Source organism: Burkholderia sp. Se-20378 (genome assembly GCF_017104665.1).
GTDB lineage: Bacteria > Pseudomonadota > Gammaproteobacteria > Burkholderiales > Burkholderiaceae > Burkholderia > Burkholderia lata.
On record NZ_JAAGPG010001112.1, the window covers coordinates 1 to 1,273 of the forward strand.

2 pseudogenes are annotated in these 1,273 nt (G+C 70.6%); both read left to right on the forward strand.

Annotated elements, in window-relative coordinates:
- Positions 1 to 110: 110 nt before the first annotated feature.
- A pseudogene (locus G3N93_RS40455) lies at positions 111 to 1,028 on the forward strand (ATP-binding cassette domain-containing protein); the annotation flags it as partial.
- A pseudogene (locus G3N93_RS40460) lies at positions 1,028 to 1,273 on the forward strand (ABC transporter ATP-binding protein); the annotation flags it as partial. The pseudogenes G3N93_RS40455 and G3N93_RS40460, both read left to right, overlap by 1 nt.

Sequence of the window (1,273 nt, forward strand, 5' to 3'; positions counted from 1 at the left end):
TTACTGAGTGTGTTTGGTGTGATGTCTCTGTAGACGACTCGGGACGGGGCCCGCAGAGTCGTGGCCGCGTGCGCACACTCTTACCCTACCCGACGCGCTGCCGATCTGGCCGCTTGCCGGTCGGCGAACTCTGCGCGTTCGCGCTGCTGATCTGGGCGGTCGCCGCGCCGGTGCGCGCGCTCGGCCACGGCGCCGACGCATTGCGCGAAGCACGCGCGGCCGCTGCACGCCTCGATTCGTTGCTCGTGCAGCCGGTTCTGCCCGAGCCAGCCGATAGCGCTGCACAGGTGCCGCGCGATGCATCGATCGAATTGCGCGGCGTGAGTGTCGACATCGACGGCACGCCGATTCTGCGCGACATCGACGCGACGCTCGCGGCCGGCACGACCACCGCGATCGTCGGGCCGTCGGGCGCGGGCAAGAGCACGCTGCTGATGCTGCTCGCGCGCTTCATGGATCCGGACCACGGCACGGTGCGGCTCGGTGGCGCCGACCTGCGGCTGCTCGCGTCGGATACGCGGCGCGAACAGGTCGCGATGGTGTTCCAGCAAGCCGCCGCGCTCGACGTGTCGATTGCCGCGAACATCGCGCTTTACCGGCCGGACGCCGATCGCGACGCGATTCGCGCAGCCGCGCGCGCGGCCTGCCTCGACGAACGCATCGACGCGTTGCCGGGCGGCTACGACTGCATATGCGGTCGTGACGTGCGGCTGTCCGGCGGCGAACTGCAGCGGCTGGCGATCGCGCGTGCGCTGTTGTCGCCGGCGCCGCTGCTGCTGCTCGACGAACCGGCCTCGGCGCTCGATCCGCAAACCGGGCGTGCATTGCGCAATGCGCTGCGCGGCGACGCGCGCACGCGCGTGATCGTCAGTCACGATCTCGACGCGATCCGGCATGCAGACCAGATTCTCGTGATGGATCGCGGCCGCCTCGTCGAGCGTGGCACGCATGCGTCGTTGCTGGCCGCGCGCGGGCTGTACGCGCGGCTATGGAGCGAACGCGGCGCCGCAGACGGGGAGGCCGCGTGATGATGAAATCGCTCAAACGTTTGCAGTGCCTGCCCGCCGAAACGCGCCGCGCGCTGTGGCGCGGAGTCGGCTGGGCGGTGGCTGCCGCCTTGCTCGACGGCGCCTGTGGGTTGCTGCTCGTGCCGTTGATCCGCGCGTGGTTTGCCGGCGTGCATGCGGCCGTGCTGCAGTGGACGATCGCGCTCGGCGCGCTGACGCTGTGCCACGCGTGCGTGCTGTACGTCGCGCAGCGCGGCGGCTATCGC